Annotated in this window: 15 protein-coding genes; 9 read left to right on the top strand and 6 right to left on the bottom strand. The window is 63.5% G+C overall.

Annotation, left to right across the window (positions count from 1 at the left end; translation table 11 throughout):
- Positions 1–135 precede the first annotated feature (135 nt).
- The 8 genes from GDN70_RS09120 to GDN70_RS09085 all read left to right on the top strand — a co-directional run bounded on the left by GDN70_RS09120 (position 136) and on the right by GDN70_RS09085 (position 8,662).
- On the top strand, positions 136–1,179 hold the full coding sequence (locus GDN70_RS09120; protein WP_028140247.1) for a C-terminal binding protein: 1,044 nt from the start codon (positions 136–138) through the stop codon (positions 1,177–1,179).
- Positions 1,180–1,262: 83 nt separating this feature from the next.
- Positions 1,263–2,609, top strand: a complete 1,347-nt coding sequence (locus GDN70_RS09115; protein ID WP_152102415.1) for an ABC transporter substrate-binding protein — start codon at positions 1,263–1,265, stop codon at positions 2,607–2,609.
- Positions 2,610–2,733: 124 nt separating this feature from the next.
- Entirely contained in the window at positions 2,734–3,690 is a 957-nt protein-coding gene (locus tag GDN70_RS09110; protein ID WP_097668361.1) for a carbohydrate ABC transporter permease, read from the top strand.
- The gene (locus GDN70_RS09105; RefSeq protein WP_097668360.1) at positions 3,683–4,585 is read left to right on the top strand and encodes a carbohydrate ABC transporter permease; all 903 of its coding nucleotides are present in this window, start codon (positions 3,683–3,685) and stop codon (positions 4,583–4,585) included. The genes GDN70_RS09110 and GDN70_RS09105 overlap by 8 nt, the downstream gene beginning before the upstream one ends.
- A 133-nt stretch (positions 4,586–4,718) precedes the next feature.
- On the top strand, positions 4,719–5,687 hold the full coding sequence (locus GDN70_RS09100; RefSeq protein WP_097668359.1) for an MBL fold metallo-hydrolase: 969 nt from the start codon (positions 4,719–4,721) through the stop codon (positions 5,685–5,687).
- Between the two features lie 47 nt (positions 5,688–5,734).
- Positions 5,735–6,742: an alpha/beta fold hydrolase gene (locus tag GDN70_RS09095; RefSeq protein WP_097668358.1), complete on the top strand. Its 1,008-nt coding sequence runs from the start codon at positions 5,735–5,737 to the stop codon at positions 6,740–6,742.
- Between the two features lie 20 nt (positions 6,743–6,762).
- On the top strand, positions 6,763–7,221 hold the full coding sequence (locus GDN70_RS09090; RefSeq protein WP_097668380.1) for a DUF6130 family protein: 459 nt from the start codon (positions 6,763–6,765) through the stop codon (positions 7,219–7,221).
- 85 nt (positions 7,222–7,306) lie between these two features.
- On the top strand, positions 7,307–8,662 hold the full coding sequence (locus GDN70_RS09085) for an esterase-like activity of phytase family protein (protein WP_097668357.1): 1,356 nt from the start codon (positions 7,307–7,309) through the stop codon (positions 8,660–8,662).
- Positions 8,663–8,714: 52 nt separating this feature from the next.
- Here GDN70_RS09085 and GDN70_RS09080 read toward each other — a convergent pair whose 3' ends face one another.
- The 6 genes from GDN70_RS09080 to GDN70_RS09055 form a co-directional block, all read right to left on the bottom strand.
- Positions 8,715–9,542 carry an energy transducer TonB gene (locus GDN70_RS09080; protein ID WP_152102414.1) on the bottom strand — a complete coding sequence of 276 codons (828 nt, stop codon included), beginning with the start codon at positions 9,540–9,542 and terminating at the stop codon, positions 8,715–8,717.
- On the bottom strand, positions 9,542–9,988 hold the full coding sequence (exbD, locus tag GDN70_RS09075; protein ID WP_095426643.1) for a TonB system transport protein ExbD: 447 nt from the start codon (positions 9,986–9,988) through the stop codon (positions 9,542–9,544). Before exbD ends, GDN70_RS09080 begins: the two co-directional genes overlap by 1 nt.
- 4 nt (positions 9,989–9,992) lie before the next feature.
- Positions 9,993–10,763 (bottom strand): tonB-system energizer ExbB, encoded by a 771-nt coding sequence (gene exbB / locus GDN70_RS09070; RefSeq protein WP_152102413.1) that lies wholly within the window; start codon positions 10,761–10,763, stop codon positions 9,993–9,995.
- Positions 10,764–10,789: 26 nt separating this feature from the next.
- On the bottom strand, positions 10,790–11,305 hold the full coding sequence (hutX, locus tag GDN70_RS09065; protein ID WP_152102412.1) for a heme utilization cystosolic carrier protein HutX: 516 nt from the start codon (positions 11,303–11,305) through the stop codon (positions 10,790–10,792).
- A 24-nt stretch (positions 11,306–11,329) separates the two neighbouring features.
- A complete protein-coding gene (locus tag GDN70_RS09060) occupies positions 11,330–11,662 on the bottom strand; it encodes an antibiotic biosynthesis monooxygenase (protein WP_028140256.1) in 333 nt (110 codons plus the stop codon).
- 94 nt (positions 11,663–11,756) lie between these two features.
- Positions 11,757–14,105: a TonB-dependent hemoglobin/transferrin/lactoferrin family receptor gene (locus tag GDN70_RS09055; RefSeq protein ID WP_081494281.1), complete on the bottom strand. Its 2,349-nt coding sequence runs from the start codon at positions 14,103–14,105 to the stop codon at positions 11,757–11,759.
- Positions 14,106–14,372: 267 nt separating this feature from the next.
- Between GDN70_RS09055 and GDN70_RS35465 the strand changes: the two genes are divergently transcribed.
- Positions 14,373–14,579, top strand: a complete 207-nt coding sequence (locus tag GDN70_RS35465) for a hemin uptake protein HemP (protein WP_028140258.1) — start codon at positions 14,373–14,375, stop codon at positions 14,577–14,579.
- Positions 14,580–14,583: the final 4 nt, after the last annotated feature.

Genomic DNA, 14,583 nt, shown 5'->3' with positions numbered 1-14,583 from the left:
ATAAACGGCAATTTATCTCCGCACCGGCAACCAACGATTGTACGCGACCGCTCCGATTTCGCGTAAAAGACGCAAAGGCCCGCCCGCGGAGACGGGTCACAACAAGAACCGACAAACCAAATCGGGAGCGAGAAAATGCCGAAATACAGGGTGGTGACGCCGAAGGGCGCGAGCTTCACGGTCGCGGGCAGCGACTATTCCTTTGAGCGCGAGGCGCTCGATCCGATCGACGCCGAGATCATCGAGGCTCCCGCCGACGAGGCCGGGTTCATCGCCGCCGCAAAGACCGCGGACGCCATCTATGCCAAGGGCATCCCGATCACCAAGACCATCATCGACAGCTTGCAGACCTGCAAGGTCATCACGCTTGGCTCGGTCGGCGTCGACAGCGTCGACGTCAAGGCCGCCACCGCGCGCGGCATTCCCGTCACCAACATTCCGGACACCTTCATCGAAGAGGTCGCCGACCACGCCATGATGCTGCTGCTCGCCGGCTTCCGCCGCCTGGTCGAGCAGGACCGCATGGTACGCAGCGGCCGCTGGGCCGAGGGCCGGCCAGCGCTGCTCAAGGTCCCGAGGCTGATGGGCCAGACGCTCGGCTTCGTCTCGTTCGGCCGCGTGGCGCGTGCGGTTGCGAAACGCGCGGCGCCGTTCGGCCTGCGCATGATGGCCTACGATCCCTTCATCCAGGAAACGCTGATGTACGATCACGGCGTGATCCCGGCGACGCTGAACGAGGTGCTGTCGCAATCCGACTTCGTCTCGATGCATGCCCCGGCAAGGCCTGAGGTGCATCACATGCTGACCGAGAAGCACTTTCGGCAGATGAAGAAGGGCTCGATCTTCATCAACACCGGGCGCGGCGCAACCGTGGACGAGGAGAGCCTGATCAAGGCGCTGCAGGAAGGCTGGATCGCGCACGCCGCGCTCGACGTGCTGGAGAAGGAGCCGCCCTCGCACAACAATCCCCTGCTTGGCATGGAGAACGTGACCCTGACCGCCCACGTCGCTTCGGCCTCGGCACGGTTTGACGAAGCGCGCAAGCGCCGCGTGGGCTACGAATTGTCACTGGTGCTTCAGGGCATGTGGCCGGTAAGCTGCGTCAATCCGTCGGTGCTGCAAGACACCACGCTCCGCCGCTGGCAACCCGTCAGCATGGATCGCGGGCCGAACAGCTAGGCGGCCGGCGCCAAGGCGCCAGAGGCGAAACGGCCCTTCACCGGCGATCAACGCCGGGAAGGGGACATCATAGGGAGGAACTGATGAGGAACGACATCACACGTCGTGATGCCTTGGCGCTGGGCCTGTCCGCTGCAACGCTCGCGGCCACCGGTGCTGCAGCGCAAACAACATCATCGACAATCAAGGCCGCCGAGGTGGCGGCGCCCAAGCTTGCGATCGAGAAGGGCGCATCCTTGCGCATGCTGCGCCCGGTGCGCTTCGTCCAGGCCGACGAGGACGTGTTCCGTGCCAATGCAGCAAAGTTCACCAAGGAGACCGGCGTCGAGGTCAAGGTCGATTTCGTCGGCTGGGAGGACATCAACCAGCAGACCGCGGTCACCTCGAACTCCGGCGCGGGCCCCGACATCATCATCGGCTTCTCCGACGCTCCCCACATCTACGTCGACAAGCTGATCGAGCTGACCGACGTCGCCGATTATGTCGGCAAGCGCTATGGCGGCTGGCTCCCGCTGGCGCAGCGCTACGGCAAGAAGAACAAGAGCGACGCCTGGATCGGGCTGCCGTTCGGCGCCACCGCGGGGCCGCTGATCTACCGCAAGTCGATCCTGCAATCGGTCGGCTTCGACAAGGTGCCGGAAGACCATGCCGGCATCCTCGACCTCTGCCAAAAGCTGCACAAGGCCGGCAAGCCGGCCGGCTTCGCGCTCGGCAACGCGAGAGGAGACGGCACCGGCTTCGCCAACTGGACGCTGTGGTCGCACAACGCATCCCTGCTCGACGAGGAAGGCAACGTCGTCATCAACAGCAAGGAGACAATCGCCGCGCTGAACTGGGTGAAGCAGATCTACCCTACCTTCATCGCCGGCACGCCGTCGTGGAATGACGTGTCAAACAATCGCGCCTATTCCGCGCAAGAAATCTCGCTGACCGCCAACGGCGTCTCGCTGTACTTCTCGCTGAAGAACGACCCGGCGACCAAGGCGATCGCCGACGACAGCGAGCATCAGCTTCTGCCCAAGGGCCTGGCCAAGGTCTCACCGATGGACGGGCTCACGCTCAACGCCATGGTGTTCAAACACAGCCAGTATCCCAACGCCGCAAAGGCCTTCCTGCAATACATGCTGGAAAAAGACCAGTACGAACCCTGGCTCAACGCCAATTCCGGCTACTGGTCGCAGCCGCTGGCTGCCTATGCCGATGCCGCGGTGTGGTCGCAGGACCCCAAGGTGACAATCTTCAAGAACACCATGAACAGCACTTACTATAGCGGTTACAAGGGACCGATTTCGACGGCCAGCGGAGCGGTCACCGCCGATTACGTGCTGATTCAGATGCTATCGTCCGTTGCGACAGGCGCGGCCACGCCGGAGGCCGCAGCCGCGGAAGCCGAGCAACGCTGCAAGCGGTACTTCCGGCGGCAGAAGTAGAGATCGTCATTGCGAGCGAAGCGAAGCAATCCAGTCCGTCCGCGCAGCGACAGTCTGGATTGCTTCGTCGCTTCGCTCCTCGCAATGACGGCGTAGTGAAAGATCAGAACAGGACAACACACTAATGTCCGTGACCGCCCTTTCCTCCCAAGCCCTGGCGCAGCGGCAACCGTCCTGGCTGGTGCGGCTCTTCGACTACAAGCCATTCCTGATCATGATGTGCCTGGCGCCTGCGATCGGGCTGCTTTCGGTGTTCCTGACCTATCCGCTCGGCCTCGGCATCTGGCTCGCCTTCACCGACACCACGATCGGCCGGCGCGGCGTCTTCGTGGGCTTCGAGAATTTCCAGTATTTGCTCACCGATCCCTTGTGGTGGAACGCGGTCTTCTACAGCGTGGTCTATACGGGCATCGCGACCTTCGGGAAGTTCGCGCTCGGCTTCTGGCTCGCGCTGCTGCTCAACAACCATTTTCCGTTCAAGAGCATCCTGCGCGCGATCATCCTGTTGCCCTGGATCGTGCCGACCGTGCTCTCGGCGCTGGCGTTCTGGTGGATCTACGATCCGCAGTTCTCGATCATCTCCTATCTGCTGGTCGACGTGCTGCACTGGCGGACGAGCAATGTGGACTTCCTCGGCTCGGCCTGGCCGGCCCGCTTCTCGCTGATCGCCGCCAACATCTGGCGCGGCATTCCCTTCGTTGCGATCTCGCTGCTCGCGGGCCTGCAGACCATCTCGCCCTCGCTCTACGAGGCCGCGATGCTCGACGGCGCCAGCGCCTGGCAGCGCTTCCGCTACATCACCTTCCCGATGATGATGCCGATCCTGGCCATCGTCATGACCTTCTCGATCATCTTCACCTTCACCGACTTCCAGCTGGTCTACGCCATCACCCGCGGCGGGCCCGTCAACTCGACCCATCTGCTGGCGACGCTGGCGTTCCAGCGCGGCATCGCCGGCGGCGAGCTCGGCGAAGGCGCGGCGATCGCGGTGTCGATGATCCCGTTCCTGATTTTCGCGACGCTGTTCTCCTATTTCGGCCTGGCGCGCCGCAAATGGCAGCAGGGAGAGAGCAATGACTGACACCGTCGCGCAAACCGCTGCCGTGGCCGACGCGAAAGCAGCACCCGACACCATGGCCTGGGATTCCGGGCTGCGGCGGTTGATGATGATCTACCTGCCGCTCGGCTGCTTCGTGCTGATCCTTCTGTTTCCGTTCTACTGGATGGCGATCACGTCATTCAAGCCGAACGCGGAGCTGCTGAACTACAAGCAGCACAACCCGTTCTGGATTTCCTCGCCGACGCTCGCCCATATCAAGCATCTGCTGTTCGACACCGCCTATCCGCGCTGGCTGTGGACGACGATGACGGTGGCGATCGGCTCGACCACGCTGTCCCTGATCGCGAGCACGCTCGCCGCCTACGCCATCGAGCGCCTGCGTTTCCGCGGCAGCCCTTATGTCGGCCTCGGCATTTACCTGGCCTACCTCGTGCCGCCGTCGATCCTGTTCATTCCGCTCGCCACCGTCATCGTGCAGTTCGGCCTGTTCGACTCGCCGCTCGCGCTGATCCTGGTCTATCCGACCTTCCTGGTGCCGTTCTGCACCTGGCTCCTGATCGGCTATTTCAAGTCGATCCCTTACGAGCTCGAGGAATGCGCGCTGGTCGACGGTGCTACGCGGCTGCAGATCCTGCGCCGAATCACGCTGCCGCTGGCCGTGCCCGGACTGATCTCGGCCGGCATCTTCTCCTTCACGCTGTCTTGGAACGAGTTCATCTACGCGCTCGCCTTCATCCAGAGCGGCGCCAACAAGACCGTGCCGGTCGCGATCCTGACCGAGCTCGTCACCGGCGACGTCTATCAGTGGGGCGCGCTTATGGCGGGCTCGCTGCTGGGATCGCTGCCGGTCGCGATCTTCTATTCGCTGTTCGTGGATTACTACGTGTCCTCGCTGACCGGTGCAGTGAAGGAGTAAGCGGCGACTGCGCGAGGCGCAGTCGATCGTGCTATCGTGATAGACTGCTGACGCTTTCCGACCCACCTTGCCGATCAGACGGCGGGGTTTTTCCTTGGCGCCGTCAATCATCGCTCAACAGTGCGAGAGTTGCATGGAAACGCCAAGACCTCACTTGTCGCGACGCGGCTTCTGCCTGTGTTGCGTCGGCGCCGTCGCGTCCGCCGCCGCCTCCGGATGGCTGAGCCCGAGGCAAGCCTACGCCGAAGCGCGAGGTATCGTCAGCCTGATCAAGGACAGCGCGGCGACGTCACCCATCACGACCTACAAGCTGCGCGGCAATATCAGCGTGCTTGAAGGCTCCGGCGGCAACATCGCCGTTCTCACCGGACCTGACGGCAAGCTGCTGATCGATGCGGGCATCCGTGTCTCGCGTCCCCAGCTCACCAAGGCGCTGGCCGATCTGGGCGCCGATCCCGTCACCCATCTCGTCAACACCCATTGGCATTTCGACCACGCCGACGGTAACGAATGGCTGCATGCGGCAGGCGCGAAGATCGTCGCGCATGAGAACACCCAAAAGTACCTCTCCGAAATCCAGCGTGTCGAGGACTGGGACTACAATTTCCTTCCGCTCGGCGCTGGTGGAATCCCGAGTGAAGTCTTTGCGAGCAACCACACGCTCAAGCTCAATGGAACCTCGATCGGCCTGAAATATTTCGGACCTGCCCACACCGACAGCGACATCTCCGTCACCTTCGCAGACGCCAACATCGTTCACGTCGCCGATATGTTCTGGAACGGCATCTATCCTTTCATCGACTATTCGACGGGCGGCAGCATCGACGGGATGATCGCTGCATGCGACGCCAATCTCGGGGCCATGGACAAGGACACCATCGTCATCGCCGGGCACGGCAAGCCGGTCAGCAACAAAACCGAATTCCAGGCCTTTCGCGACATGCTCGTCGGATGCCGCGACAACGTCGCCCGGCTCAAGCAGCAGGGACGAACGCGGGACGAAACCGTCGCGGCGAAGCCGACAGCGGCGTTCGACGCGATATGGGGGCAGTTCGTGATCGATCCCGGCTTCTTCACCCGTCTGGTCTACCAGGGCGTTTGAAACCCCTCGTTGCCGCCCGCGAACTCATCGTCTTGAAAGGACGTGACATGAAAACCGCAGAGACCACTCACAAGCCAGCGCTGCTCGATCGTCGCCGTCTCGTTTTGGGGTTGTCCGGAGCGGCCGTCGCAGCCGCTTCCACGGCAGCATCCGCCAAGCCGGAGCGTGACGAGAACGCTGCCGCCAGCGCCTATCCCGTCACCTACCATCGAACCGCGACAGTGGACGGCATCAAGATCTTCTACCGCGAAGCCGGGCCGAAGGATGCGCCGGTGGTGCTGCTGTTGCACGGCTTTCCAACCTCCTCGCACATGTTCCGCAATTTGATCCCGGCACTGGCCGACAAGTATCACGTGATCGCGCCGGACTATCCCGGTTACGGCCAGAGCGACATGCCGCCGCGCGAATCCTTCAAATACACGTTCGACCGCGCCAGCGAGCTCGTCGACGGCCTGCTCGATCAGATCAGTGTCAAGCGCTACGCGATGTATGTCATGGATTACGGTGCTCCAGTTGGCTGGCGGTTGGCGCTCAAGCATCCCGAGCGCATCAGCGGCCTGATCGTCCAGAACGGCAATGCCTATGACGAGGGGTTGAAAGCGTTCTGGGATCCGATCAAGAAATACTGGGCCGACGGTTCCGATGACAGCCGGCAGGCGTTGAAGAAGCTCGTCACACTGGAGATAACGAAATTTCAGTATACCGACGGCATGTCCGACGTCAGCCGGATTTCACCCGACAACTGGGTTCACGATCAGGCGCTGCTCGACCGTCCCGGCAACGGCGACATCCAGCTCGACATGCTCTACGACTACCGGACCAATCTGCCGCTGTATCCGGCGGTGCAGGCCTATTTCCGCAAGCACCAGCCGCCGACGCTGATCGTCTGGGGCAAGAATGATTTCATCTTCCCCGCCGACGGCGCCCATCCTTACAAGCGCGATCTGCCGCAGGTGGAGTTTCACCTGGTCGACTCAGGCCATTTCCTGCTCGAGGACAGGTTTGACGAGGTCACCCCGTTGATCCGCGACTTCCTCGCCCGCAAGATTGCCTGATGGCTCCCGAAGGAACGATCATGAGCGCGGCCCTCGACGTCATGGCCGTTCTGGCTGCCTCAACACTATTTGCATCGGCGGCCATCGCCCAGAGCGCGCGCGACGTGCGCGGGCCCTCTGCGCTGGTTGCGATCGAAAACCAGGCGCCTGCCCGCCTGATCGTGGATCCGCCGCTGGCCGAACAACTGGCGCACGGGCTCGTCTTCATCCAGTACGCCACGGAGAATCTCCGTGTCGTACCGGTGTTCGGCAAGGGCGCGCTCGACGTGTCGCCGCGTATCGGCCATCTCCATATCACGGTCGACGATGCGCCCTGGCATTTTGTAGATGCCAGCGGCGAGACCGTGATCGTGGTCGGACTGCCCCCGGGCCCGCACAAGGTCCTGCTGGAGTTGGCCGATCCCACGCATCGCGTGATCGACAGCAAGACCGTCAGCTTCGAGATACCGGTGCCTTCGACGACTCCGCCGAGAAAGTAGCCGGTGGCTGCGGCCTTTCGCCCGGTTTCACAAAACTGCAACACCCCGACCGCATAACGCGTGCGTCCGCCAACAGGAGACGCACATGCGCGCGACTTTTCTCAGCACCGTCGCAACGATCATTCTCACAGCGAGCACCGCGCTGGCACAGAGCGAGGGCGAATTCCCGGCCAAGCTCGCCGGCCACGTGGTGATGCCGGCAGAGTCGTTCATCGACGCTCCGGCCGACGCCCCCGCAGATCTCAAGACATCAGGCAAATACACCACCGGCAAGCGCGTCGACGCGCTCGGCACCGTGATGGGCAAGTCCTATGAGCGGGCGACCGGCGTGTCGCTGCCGTTCAAGGGCCAGCCGCTGCAGGGCCATTCCGGCATCAAGACCACGCCCGACGGCAGTTTCTGGGTCATCACCGACAACGGCATGGGCGCGCGCGCCAACTCGCCGGATTCGATGCTGTATCTCAACCGCTACAAGATGGATTGGGCCAGCGGCAAGATCGAGCGTCAGGAGACGATCTTCCTGCACGATCCCGACAAGAAGGTGCCGTTCCGCATCGTCCACGAGGACACGGCGAAGCGCTACCTCACCGGCTCCGACTTCGACACCGAAGGTTTCCAGATCATCGGCGACGTCTTCTGGATCGGCGACGAGTTCGGCCCCTACATCCTGAAGGCCGACAAATCAGGCAAGATCCTGGCCGTGTTCGATACGGTTGCTGACGGCAAGCCGGTGCGGTCGCCGGACAGTTGGGCCGTGGCGACGCCGGGCGCGCCGGGCGCGACCTACACCAACGTCAACCTCCGCCGCTCCAAGGGCTATGAGGGCTTTGCGTCCTCCAAGGACGGCAAGTTCCTCTACGGCCTGCTCGAGGGACCGCTGTGGGACGCCGAGAAGAAGGACTGGGAGAAGGTCGACGGCAAGGAAGCCTCCCGCATCCTCGAATTCGACGTCGCTGCGGAGAAGTTCACCGGCCGTTACTGGCAGTATGTGTTCGAGCAAAACGGCAACGCCATCGGCGATTTCAACATGATCGATCAGGCCTCCGGCCTCATCATCGAGCGCGACAACGGCGAAGGCACGGCGGACAAGGCCTGCCCGCAAGGCCAGCGCGGCGAGAACTGCTTCCCGGATCTCGCCAAGTTCAAGCGCATCTACAAGATCGAGCTCACGGAGGCCAATGTCGGCAAGCCCGTGCGCAAGATCGGCTATATCGACCTCTTGAAGATCAAGGATCCCGACAAGAAGGCGAGGAAGCCGCTCAACGACGGCGTCTACACCTTCCCGTTCTTCACCATCGAGAACGTCGATCGCGTCGACGACACCCACATCATCGTCGGCAACGACAACAATCTGCCGTTCTCCTCCAGCCGCGATCCCAACAAGGCCGATGACGACGAGTTCATGCTGCTCGAGGTCGCGGATTTCCTGAAGGCGAAATAGGCTGACGCTATGCTCCTCTCCCGCTTCGCGCGGGGGAGGAGTTCGTCGCAAATCAATTACCAAACGCGACGCCCACGTTGATGGGAATCGTCGCATAAGTGATTTCGGACGGCACCGGCGGGAATGGCTGGGCCTGACGCACCATGGCCATGGCCTGGGCATCGAGCACCGCCACACCCGAAGAGCCCGCGAGGCGGCTGGACAGCACCTGCCCGCCACGGCCGAGCGTGAAGCTCAGCTTGACCACGCCCCTCTGACCATTCGCACTCGTCGGATACTGGTGGAAGCGCATGAGGTGCGCGCGCACGCGCTGATAATAGGTTGCCATCGCCGAAGCAACTGAGCCGGCACTCACGGCGGATGCCAGCGGAGCCTGGCGCTCGGCACGTGGCGGCGCGCTGGTGCGCGGCGCGGGCGGCGCATCCGACGGCTTCCGAGCATCGGGACGTACCACCCGAGGCTTTGCCGGTGCCGGCTTCTCCACGGGCGCGACTTGCACCGGCTCGGGCTTCGGCGGAGCCGGATCCAGCTTCTGCTCCGGCGGCGCAACCACGTCCGGCTTTTCCTGCGGCGGCGTCGGCGCGATCGTCTCTTCGACGGCCTGCTGCTGCTTCGGCTCCGGCGGCGACGCATCCGCCTGCTCCATCACGGGGCCCGGCGCGATATCGAGCGGTGTCGACTGCGGCGCCGATGTCTCCGGCGTCATGTCGATGAGGATCGCCGGCATGTTGACACCTTGCTCGGGCTGCGACCTGATCCAATTCATCGCCAGCAGTGCGGCGGCGATGTGCAACGCCACGACCACCGCCGCCGATGCGCCCCAGCGCGCGGTCTCGCGCTCTCGAAGCGGCTCGTGCAGGGCAAAGGCGTTCGCGGCCATCAGTTGCGTCCATCGAGGCCGACGAGGGCAACCTTGAGGTAGCCGGCGTTACGCAGGGTGTTCATCACCTCCATCAGGTCGCCGTAGGAGACGGCCTTGTCGGCGCGCAGATAGATGCGCTCGTCCTTGCGGCCTTTGATGACGGCATCGAGGGCGGCGGCGAGACCGTCGCGGGCCATCGTGTCCTCGCCAACGGCAATTGTGGAATCCGGCTTCACCGTCACGAAGGTCGGCTTGTCCGGCCGCGGCGCCGGCTCGGCTGCGGTCGCGGGCAGCTCGACACCGATATCGACGGTGGCGAGTGGGGCTGCCACCATGAAAATGATCAGCAGCACCAGCATCACGTCGATGAACGGCGTGACGTTAATCTCGTTGACGACGTGGAGATCATCCGGGTCACCGCGCTTGAGCGGCGATCCCCCGCGCGCGCCGAGCTTCGCACCCATGGGCCTACTCCGCCGCCCGCGCCAGGCGGAACTCCCTGTGGTCGCGCTGACGGCTGACCAGCAGCATCAGCTGCGCCGAGGCATCGCCGAGCAACGCGCGGTAATTGGCGATACTGCGGACCAGATGATTGTAGATCACCACCGCCGGGATCGCCGCGACGAGGCCGAGCGCGGTGGCGAGCAGCGCCTCCGCGATGCCCGGCGCGACCACCGCGAGGCTGGTGGTGTGGCTCTCGGAGATGCCGATGAAGGCGTTCATGATGCCCCAGACGGTCCCGAACAGGCCGACGAAGGGCGCAGTGGCGCCGATGGTCGCGAGCACGCCGGTGCCGCGCGCGATCTGCCTGGACATCGCCGCCTCCACCCGCTCGAGCCGCAGCGCCACCCGCTCCTGGAGGCCGTCGTCGAGGATGCCGCCGGAGAGCTCGGCTTCCCTGGCGCAGGACTGGATCAGCTGGGCGACGGCGTCGCGCGCGTCACCGGCCCGTGACGATACCTCGGCCAGCGTCATGTTGCCTTCGAGCGCTCGCGTCCGCCGCAAGGCGAGCACGCCCTTGCGGCGCAGCTCGATGGTCTTGGCGAGCCACACCGTCCATGTCACCAGCGAGGCGACAGCGAGCCCGATCATCACCGTCTTCACGATAATGTCGGCGCTGACGAACATGCCCCAGGGCGACAGATTGCGCGGTAACAGGGCTTCGTCGATCGCGAAGGCCGGTGTCGGCGCCAGCGCGATTGCAACGACCATTTGCCGAAGCCTGGACTTGCCTTGCATCCTGATCTCCCGACAACAAAAGAAGGCTACGCAGCCGGCTGCGCCGCGATCCGGGCCGCGAGCTGCCGGAACCGCGCCAGCTGATCCGTCCGCAGCGCCCTTGTCTCGTCGCGGCCGACGAACACTTTGAACATGATGCCGCCGTCGGCGTTCACGAACGCGACGAAGGCCGACGATTTGCCCATGAACGGGCGCTCGACGAAGGCGACGCCAGCGCAGCGCTCGTGGCGAAGATGGCCGTGCAGACCCTTCGGCTGCATCAGGTTGAAGTAGCCGCGGCCGATCTCGCCCGCAGGAACAGCGCCCGTGAACTCGAAGATCGCGTCATCGGTGTGCACGATCAGCGTGACCTCGCCCCACTCCGCGATGTCCAGCATGGCGGCGGCAAAGTGCTCGCCGCCACCGATCCGCACCATGGAGGATGGCAGCGCCTCGATCACGCTGCGCGGGGTGACCTTGCGCTCGCGCGCAACGTCCTCGATCACAGCACCCGGATTGTCGGCCATATGGACCCTGAGATCGGCAAGATCGGTGCTCAACATGTCCGGCTCCTCTGCCATTGCAATCTAGGCGGCCGCGGCCTTGCGCTCGCTCTGGATCACCTCAAAGCCCTCGAACTTGGGATGGCCGAGATACAGGCTCTCGCCGGTCGAGTTGTCGGCGCGGGCATGGGCACGACGAAACTGGTCCGAGCGCGTCCAGGCCTCGAACGCCGCCCTGTCGACCCAGGTGGTGTGCGACGAATAGAGCGTGTGGTCCTCGGCCTCCGGGCCCTTCAGCAGGTGAAACTCGACGAAGCCCGGCATGCTGCCGAGATAGGATTCACGGGTGGCCCAGACGGTTTCGAACGCGGTCTCCGCGCCCTTCTTCACCTGGAAACGATTCATGGCGATGAACATCAAAGTCTCTCCTTCTGATCAAAACGAAACGCGCCGGAGCCGCGCTGGAGCATCAGCGCGGCCCGGCGGAGATGTGGTGCTGCGAAGCTGGCGGCTACGCACCTCCAAAATGGATCTTCATGCCGGCCTTGTAGACCCGGCCCGGTCCGGGGCTCGACCACAGCACGTCGTTCTGCGTGGTGCCGTCGGTCGACGTGCCGGGAATGGCGTAAGGCCGGTAGTACTGGTTCAAGAGATTGTCGATCGACGCCGAGAACACGATGTCCTTCGTTGCGTTGTAGGTCATGTACAGATTGACCAGCTCGTACCCGGTCGCGGGCAGATAGCCGGCGGGTACGTCGTTGTTGGCACCGAACGAGGCCCATTGCGCCGTCAGGATCAGCGTGCGGTCGAGCAGGCGGACGCCGCCGGTGGTGACGACCTTGCGCGGGGTGATGGTCGCGAGCCCGACATTGGTGACGGCGTTCTTGCCCTGGATGTAGTGGCCGGCGACACCGATGAACCAGCTGCCGGCATCGTACATCGTCTCCGCCTCGAAACCCTGGATGCGGGCCTGCGCGATGTTCTGGTACTGGTAGAACTGACTGAACGAGCCAAACCCGGTCGGGACCGGCGTCGAGGCGACGAGGTCGATGTAATCGCTGACGTCGTTGCGGAACAGGTTGATCTTGCCGCGGAAGGAGTCACTGGCGCTGAAGATGTTGTCGTACTTCAGGTTGATGCCGACTTCCTTGTTCTTGCCGACTTCGGGACGAAGATTCGGATTGGGCAGGAAGCAGAACAAGCCGACGGTCCCGTCAGGACAGGGGAAGAAGGCCGGCCCGCCACCGGTCGCATGCGCGCCTGAGATCACGGTCTCGGTGATCGAGGGAGCGCGATAGCCTTCGGCGTAGCTGACATATGGCTGGAAGCCGGGAACGGGCGTGACGCCAAGGGTGATCTTCGGCGAGAAGCGGTCGCCGCTGCCGTTGGTCTTGCCCGACTCCAGATCGTAGCGATCGTAACGGATCGCGCTCACGGCCTCGAACCAGGTGCTGTAGTTCTGCTTCAACTGCAGGAAACCGCCCGACACGGTGCGGATGCCGCTCGGCGTGGTGATGTTGGAATTGCCGCGGCTGTCGGTCGTGATCACATCGTCCTGAAACGCATCGAAGCCCACTGTGAGTGCGTTGCGCCAGTCACCGACGTTGAACCGCGTGGTGTTGTTGGCGTCCATGCCGTAGGTATTGAGGACATAGCCGCGCTTGTCGCCGACGCAGCCGGAGATGTTGTTGCCGAAATTGCCGGTGCCGCACAAAGCCGCACCCGAGGTCGAATAATGGTAGGTCTTGGTCTGGTCGTTATCGACGCGGTTTCCATAGATTGACATGTGCCAGTCGAACAAATTGTCGCTCGGCAGCGCGTAATTCCAGGTGATCGTGCCGGTGTAGTTCTTGGCATCGGAGGCGTAGACCGACGAGCCCTGATAGAGCGCGCGCTGGGCGGCGGTCGCGACGGGGCCCCTGTTGAACTGGCCGACATCGTATTGATAGTCCTGGAAGATGGCGCCGAACTTGACCTCGTGGCCGAGGGCGGGACGCACCGTGAGCTTCATCAGGCCACTCTCGACCTGGTTGCCGGTGTTGCCGATCTCGGTGCCGTTGCCGTCCTTGTAATTGCCTTGCGTGCGATAGACCGCGCCGCCGAAGATATCGACGTCGGGTGTGGCGCGCACACCGCCGAAGACCGAGCCGAGGCCGCGATTGTTGTTGGAGCCGTAGGAGCCCGAGAGATCGACGCCCCAGCGCTCGCCGGGACGCAGCACATCGTCGATGTCCTTGGTGCGGAACGAGACCAGGCCGCCGATCGCGCCGGAGCCGTAGATGTTGGCGGTCGGGCCGCGCACGACGTCGACGCCGCCGACCAATTCAGGATCGAGGAAGAAGGAGCCGCTGGCGTTATGACCGGTGCGCTGGTAGTTCTGCCGCGCACCATCGACGACCACCGCAACGCGCCCGAACTCCTGCAGGCCGCGGATGTTGATGACGGTCGCGGGATCGTCGCCGCGTTCCTGGAACGACACGCCGGGGACAGCATAGAAGATGCCCGACAGCCGGTTGGGCTGGATTCCCTGGATCTGGTCGAGCGAAATGGAGCTGACCGGCGCGAGCGCATCGATCGCGCGCTCCTTGGTTTTCGTTGCAGCGACCGTGATGGTGTCGAGCGTCTGAACCGGCGCGGTGCCGCCGGCCTGGGCTCGGGCGTTGAGGACCTCCGGCGCTGCCTGCTGCGCGACCAGCGGCTTGGCCGGCTTGCGCTTGGCCTGCTTCGGCCGCTCCGTCGACGCGCGTTCAGCCTGCGGCTCGGCGGTCTGTGCAAGACCACTCTCCGTCGTCATTGCCGCAAATGAAATCACCGACGCGCCCAAAATCAAGGCGCGCGAATACCTAGCCCCGTCAGCCATATTAGCCCCAGCCTGCACTTCACTCTATTATTTCAGGTCTTTTGGCTGGCGTGCGTTCGCAACGCGAACGACTGGCTGGCTGATTTCTCAAGACGCGGGCAAGTCACCCCGCCGCCATAATTGGTTACGTGGCAACACTCTGACGGTCAATGACATCAGGTTGCAGTTTATATCGATTGTAAATTGCAGCCGTTGGAATGCGCTTCGTGCCGCTTATACAAACAAGCAAGCAGCACTCCAGAGTTTCGAAAGCGCATCACAGCCTACATGTCAGCAACATCAGGAGACAGCAGCGGCGGCGCGGCGGGGTCGGCAGGAAGCCCTGCTGCGACAACGAGAACCCTCACCATGCGTGGGAGCCGGATCGACAGTCGCGAGCTGTTTGCGGCCGAGCGCGAGATCATCATCGCGCATGGCGAGGACAGCTATCGGCTTCGCCTGACCTCGCAGAACAAGCTGATCCTGACGAAGTAACCTG

This window comes from Bradyrhizobium sp. TM102 (assembly GCF_009176685.1).
Taxonomy (GTDB): Bacteria; Pseudomonadota; Alphaproteobacteria; order Rhizobiales; family Xanthobacteraceae; genus Bradyrhizobium; species Bradyrhizobium ottawaense.
This window is presented reverse-complemented; position numbering and strand designations above follow the sequence as displayed.

Bases quoted from the DNA above. Each gene is read 5' to 3' on its own strand.
- GDN70_RS09120 (WP_028140247.1), top strand. From the start codon at position 136: ATGCCGAAATACAGGGTGGTGACGCCGAAGGGCGCGAGCTTCACGGTC.
- GDN70_RS09115 (WP_152102415.1), top strand. From the start codon at position 1,263: ATGAGGAACGACATCACACGTCGTGATGCCTTGGCGCTGGGCCTGTCC.
- GDN70_RS09110 (WP_097668361.1), top strand. From the start codon at position 2,734: ATGTCCGTGACCGCCCTTTCCTCCCAAGCCCTGGCGCAGCGGCAACCG.
- GDN70_RS09105 (WP_097668360.1), top strand. From the start codon at position 3,683: ATGACTGACACCGTCGCGCAAACCGCTGCCGTGGCCGACGCGAAAGCA.
- GDN70_RS09100 (WP_097668359.1), top strand. From the start codon at position 4,719: ATGGAAACGCCAAGACCTCACTTGTCGCGACGCGGCTTCTGCCTGTGT.
- GDN70_RS09095 (WP_097668358.1), top strand. From the start codon at position 5,735: ATGAAAACCGCAGAGACCACTCACAAGCCAGCGCTGCTCGATCGTCGC.
- GDN70_RS09090 (WP_097668380.1), top strand. From the start codon at position 6,763: ATGAGCGCGGCCCTCGACGTCATGGCCGTTCTGGCTGCCTCAACACTA.
- GDN70_RS09085 (WP_097668357.1), top strand. From the start codon at position 7,307: ATGCGCGCGACTTTTCTCAGCACCGTCGCAACGATCATTCTCACAGCG.
- GDN70_RS09080 (WP_152102414.1), bottom strand. From the start codon at position 9,542: ATGGCCGCGAACGCCTTTGCCCTGCACGAGCCGCTTCGAGAGCGCGAG.
- exbD (WP_095426643.1), bottom strand. From the start codon at position 9,988: ATGGGTGCGAAGCTCGGCGCGCGCGGGGGATCGCCGCTCAAGCGCGGT.
- exbB (WP_152102413.1), bottom strand. From the start codon at position 10,763: ATGCAAGGCAAGTCCAGGCTTCGGCAAATGGTCGTTGCAATCGCGCTG.
- hutX (WP_152102412.1), bottom strand. From the start codon at position 11,305: ATGTTGAGCACCGATCTTGCCGATCTCAGGGTCCATATGGCCGACAAT.
- GDN70_RS09060 (WP_028140256.1), bottom strand. From the start codon at position 11,662: ATGTTCATCGCCATGAATCGTTTCCAGGTGAAGAAGGGCGCGGAGACC.
- GDN70_RS09055 (WP_081494281.1), bottom strand. From the start codon at position 14,105: ATGGCTGACGGGGCTAGGTATTCGCGCGCCTTGATTTTGGGCGCGTCG.
- GDN70_RS35465 (WP_028140258.1), top strand. From the start codon at position 14,373: ATGTCAGCAACATCAGGAGACAGCAGCGGCGGCGCGGCGGGGTCGGCA.